The organism is Roseateles sp., assembly GCF_031397715.1.
Lineage (GTDB): Bacteria > Pseudomonadota > Gammaproteobacteria > Burkholderiales > Burkholderiaceae_C > Paucibacter_A.
Genome location: NZ_JANNMI010000418.1, coordinates 1 through 4,415, shown reverse-complemented (window position 1 = coordinate 4,415; position 4,415 = coordinate 1). Strand labels below are relative to the sequence as shown.

The window sequence follows — 4,415 nt, the reverse complement described above, 5'->3', positions numbered from 1 at the left end:
CGCCGGCCAGGTCGAAACCGCACCCTTGACCAGAACCTCGCTGGCGCTGTGGCAGACGATGTTGAACGTCAACCTGACCGGCACTTTTCTCTGCTCGCGTGAGGTGGTGGCCGGCATGAGCGAGCGCGGCTTCGGGCGCATCATCAACGTGGCCAGTACCGCCGCCCTAACGGGTTACGCCTACGTGGCGGCCTATTCCGCGGCCAAGCATGGCGTGTTGGGGCTGACCCGGGCGATGGCGATCGAGTTCGCAAAAAAAGGCGTGACCATCAATGCGGTCTGCCCCGGCTACACCGAGACCGAGATCATTGATCGGGCGCTCGACACCATCGCCCACAAGACCGGCCGCAGCCTCGGTGAGGCACGCGCCGAGCTGGAGGCTGCCAACCCGCAGGGCCGGCTGGTGCAGCCGCAGGAAGTAGCCGACACAGTTCTGTGGCTGGCCCAGCGCGGCAGCGCGGCGATGACGGGCCAGGCCATCGCCGTCTGCGGCGGCGAGTTGATGTTGTGATGGAACTTGACTTGGAGTCGCGCGCCCGCGCGGATGATCACCAGGCTTTGCGCCTGTGGTTGCGTTTGCTGAGCTGCACCCATCGCATCGAGGGCGTGATCCGCAGCCGCTTGCGGCAAGACTTTGCCACCACCTTGCCGCGCTTTGATTTGCTCGCCCAGCTGGAGCGCAAGCCGGAAGGTCTGTCGATGCGAGAACTGTCCAAACGCTTGATGGTGACCGGCGGCAATATCACCGGCATCACCGATCAATTGGAGCTTGAAGGCCTGGTCGTGCGCGAGGCGCGCCCCAGCGACCGGCGCTCCTTCACGGTCAAGTTGACGCCCGCCGGCCTGCGTCAATTCAAGCGCATGGCGAGCACCCATGAGCAATGGGTGGTCGAGCTCTTGGCCGCTTGGTCCGTCGAGGAAAAGAGTCAGGTCTTCGGTCTGCTGGCGGGCTTGAAGACCCAGCTGAGTAATTTGGACGGGCTGGAATTGCCCGCCGTCAAGGCAAAGGACAACGCCAAGTGAAGCATCAAGAAAGAATCAGCCTGCTGGACTACACGCCCGCCCACTTTGCTTGGGAGCTACGGGGGCAAGTCGGCGTCATCACCTTGAACCGCCCCGAGCGCAAGAACCCGTTGACCTTTGCCTCCTACGCCGAGCTGCGTGATCTGTTTCGCACGCTGTGTGACGCAGACGACGTGCGCGCCATCGTCGTGCAAGGGGCCGGCGGTAACTTTTGCTCCGGCGGCGATGTACATGAAATTATCAAACCGCTGACGCAGATGAGCATGCCCGACTTGTTGGCCTTCACGCGCATGACGGGCGACTTGGTCAAGGCGATGCGCGCCTGCCCGCAGCCGGTGTTGTCGGCCATCGACGGCGTTTGTGCCGGCGCGGGAGCAATCGTTGCCATGGCGTCGGATTTGCGCGTTGGCACGGCCCGCTCCAAGACGGCGTTTTTGTTCACACGGGTCGGGCTGGCCGGCTGCGATATGGGTGCTTGCGCGATTCTGCCGCGCATCGTCGGCCAAGGCCGGGCCTCGGATCTGCTTTACAGCGGGCGCAACCTGGGCGGCGAAGAGGGGTTGAACTGGGGCTTCTTGAACCGGCTGGTCGAGCCCGAGGACTTGTTCCAGCAGACGCTTGAGTGGGCGCAGCAGATCGCCAGCGGCCCCAGCTTTGGCCACGCGATGACCAAGAAAATGCTGCATCAGGAATGGGCGATGGGCGTGGACGAGGCGATCGAATCCGAGGCGCAGGCGCAGGCGATTTGCATGATGACGCAGGACTTTCAGCGCGCCTACAACGCTTTTGTGGCCAAAGAGCGGCCCGAGTTCAAGGGAAACTGATATGCATCTCAAACATCTTGACTGGCCGTTCTTCGAGCCCCGCCACCGCGAGCTGGCGCAGCGCTTGGATAGATGGTGCGCCGAGAATTTGCAGTCGGCCCATGGCCCTGATGTGGACGCCGAATGCGCGTCGCTGGCCAGGCTTTTGGGGGCGGGTGGCTGGCTCAATCATGCCGTCGCTGGCCCGGCCCAGAGCATCGACACGCGCGCCATCTGCCTCTTGCGCGAGACCTTGGCGCGCTACAACGGCCTGGCCGACTTTGTTTTTGCGATGCAGGGCCTGGGCTCGGGCGCGATTTCGTTGGCCGGCACGCCTGCTCAACGTCAACGTTACTTGCCGGCGGTTGCCGAGGGCAAAGCACTCGCTGCGTTCGCGCTGTCCGAGCCCGACGCCGGCTCCGACGTGGCGGCCCTGCAGTGCAGCGCCGCCTCCGACGGTGACAGCTATGTGCTGAACGGCGAAAAAACCTGGATCTCCAACGGCGGCATCGCGCATTTTTATGTGGTCTTTGCCCGTACCTTTGATGCGCCCGGCGCGCGCGGCATCAGCGCTTTCATTGTCGACGCCGACCTGCCCGGCCTCGAGATTGCCGAGCGCATTCAGGTGATAGCACCCCATCCCTTGGCCAGGCTGCGCTTCAACAATTGCCGGGTCGCCAAGAGCCAGATGATTGGCGCGCCCGGTGAGGGCTTCAAGCTCGCGATGCGCACACTCGATGTGTTCCGTACCTCGGTCGCGGCGGCCGCCTTGGGTTTTGCGCGCCGCGCCTTGCAAGAGGGCTTGCAGCAGGCGAAAAGCCGCAAGATGTTCGGCGCCACCCTGGCCGAGCTGCCGCTGACGCAGGCGAAATTGGCCGATATGGCCTGCACGGTCGACAGCTCGGCCCTGCTGGTCTACCGCGCCGCCTGGCAACGCGATCAGGGGCAGGGCGTGACCCGCGAGGCGGCGATGGCCAAGCTGATGGCGACCGAGGGCGCGCAGCGTGTCATCGATGCGGCGGTGCAACTGTTCGGCGGGCGCGGCGTGCAAAGCGGCGAAATGGTGGAGTCGCTGTACCGCGAAATTCGCGCGCTGCGCATCTACGAAGGGGCCAGCGAGGTGCAGCAACTGATCATCGGACGGGACTTGCTCAAATGATTGCTTCAGCCCATGTGGACACATTCACGCGTGACAATTTGCCACCGCCCGAGCTGTGGCCCGAGCTGATTTTCGACTTGCCCGAGCTGCATTTCCCGGACCGCCTCAATTGCGCGACCGAGCTCTTGGATGCGTGGATAGGCAACGGGCAGGGCGAGCGCTTGTGCCTGCAAGGCTCGGACGGTTCGCGCTGGACCTATGCCGATCTGCAGGCCCAGGCCAACCGGATCGCCCATGTGTTGGTGGCCGAGCTGGGCGTGCTGCCCGGCAACCGGGTCTTGCTGCGCGGCGCCAACACGCCGGAGATGGTGGCGTGCTGGTTTGCAGTGCAAAAAGTGGGCGCCGTGGCGGTGGCGACCATGCCCTTGCTGCGCGCCAAGGAATTGACGCAGGTAATTCAAAAGGCCGAGGTCAGCCATGCACTGTGCGATGTCCGTCTGGCGGAAGAGTTAGCTGCGGCCTTGCCTGCCTGCCCACAACTGCGCAGCGTGCTGCACTTTCATAGCGAGGCAAGTGATGGCCTGGAGGCGCGTGCCGCCTTGCACAGCAGCGAGTTCAACAACGTCGACACCGCCGCCGATGATTGCAGCCTGATCGCCTTCACCTCGGGCACCACCGGCGCGCCCAAGGGCACGATGCATTTCCACCGCGATGTGTTGGCGATCTGCCGTTGCTGGCCGACCCATGTGCTCAAGCCCCAAGCGGACGACATCTTCATCGGCAGCCCGCCGCTGGCCTTCACCTTTGGGCTGGGCGGCTTGGTGCTGTTCCCGATGAGCGTGGGCGCCTCGGCCGTGCTGCTTGAAAAGGCCGCGCCCGAGACCTTGTTGCCCGCTGTCGCCCAGTACCGTGCCACCATTTTGTTCACAGCGCCGACCTCGTACCGTGTGATGGCGGCGCACGCTTCGCAGCACGACTTGAGCAGCCTGCGCAAATGCATCAGCGCCGGCGAGGCCTTGCCGGCCGCGACGCGGCAGCTTTGGAAGCAGGCCTGCGGCGTCGAGTTGATTGACGGCATCGGTGCCACCGAGCTGCTGCACATTTTCATCTCGCATGACGAGCAACACGCCAAAGCGGGCGCCACGGGTGTGCCGGTGCCGGGCTACCGCGCTTGCATCCTGGGCGAAGAGGGTCAAGTCTTGCCAGCGGGCCAGGTGGGCCGGCTGGCGGTCAAGGGGCCGACCGGCTGCCGCTATCTGGTCGATGCACGTCAAGCCGGCTATGTCTTGAACGGCTGGAACCTGACCGGTGACGCCTACTTGCAAGACGCCGATGGATATTTTGTCTACCAAGCGCGCACCGACGACATGATTGTCTCGGGCGGCTACAACATCGCCGGGCCGGAGGTGGAGCAGGCGCTGCTGGCCCATGCGGCGGTGGCGGAATGTGCGGTCATCGGCGTGGCCGACGAGGAACGCGGCCAAGTCGTC

The 4,415-nt window shown here is 64.5% G+C and carries 5 protein-coding genes; all 5 read left to right on the top strand.

The window, feature by feature from the left end; genetic code table 11:
* The coding region (locus tag RMO57_RS18400) for an SDR family NAD(P)-dependent oxidoreductase (RefSeq protein ID WP_310389123.1) at positions 1-511 on the top strand (511 nt) is incomplete at its 5' end.
* Positions 511-1,023: a MarR family winged helix-turn-helix transcriptional regulator gene (locus tag RMO57_RS18395; RefSeq protein WP_310389121.1), complete on the top strand. Its 513-nt coding sequence runs from the start codon at positions 511-513 to the stop codon at positions 1,021-1,023. The genes RMO57_RS18400 and RMO57_RS18395, both read left to right, overlap by 1 nt.
* Positions 1,020-1,847: an enoyl-CoA hydratase family protein gene (locus tag RMO57_RS18390; RefSeq protein ID WP_310389119.1), complete on the top strand. Its 828-nt coding sequence runs from the start codon at positions 1,020-1,022 to the stop codon at positions 1,845-1,847. The genes RMO57_RS18395 and RMO57_RS18390 overlap by 4 nt, the downstream gene beginning before the upstream one ends.
* Position 1,848: 1 nt before the next feature.
* Complete coding sequence (locus RMO57_RS18385) at positions 1,849-2,985, top strand: acyl-CoA dehydrogenase family protein (RefSeq protein ID WP_310389117.1); 1,137 nt, start codon at positions 1,849-1,851, stop codon at positions 2,983-2,985.
* A partial coding sequence (locus RMO57_RS18380; protein WP_310389115.1) for an AMP-binding protein occupies positions 2,982-4,415 on the top strand: 1,434 nt, incomplete at its 3' end. The genes RMO57_RS18385 and RMO57_RS18380, both read left to right, overlap by 4 nt.

Coding starts and splice junctions, on each gene's coding strand:
- RMO57_RS18395 (WP_310389121.1), top strand. CDS start 511: ATGGAACTTGACTTGGAGTCGCGCGCCCGCGCGGATGATCACCAGGCT.
- RMO57_RS18385 (WP_310389117.1), top strand. CDS start 1,849: ATGCATCTCAAACATCTTGACTGGCCGTTCTTCGAGCCCCGCCACCGC.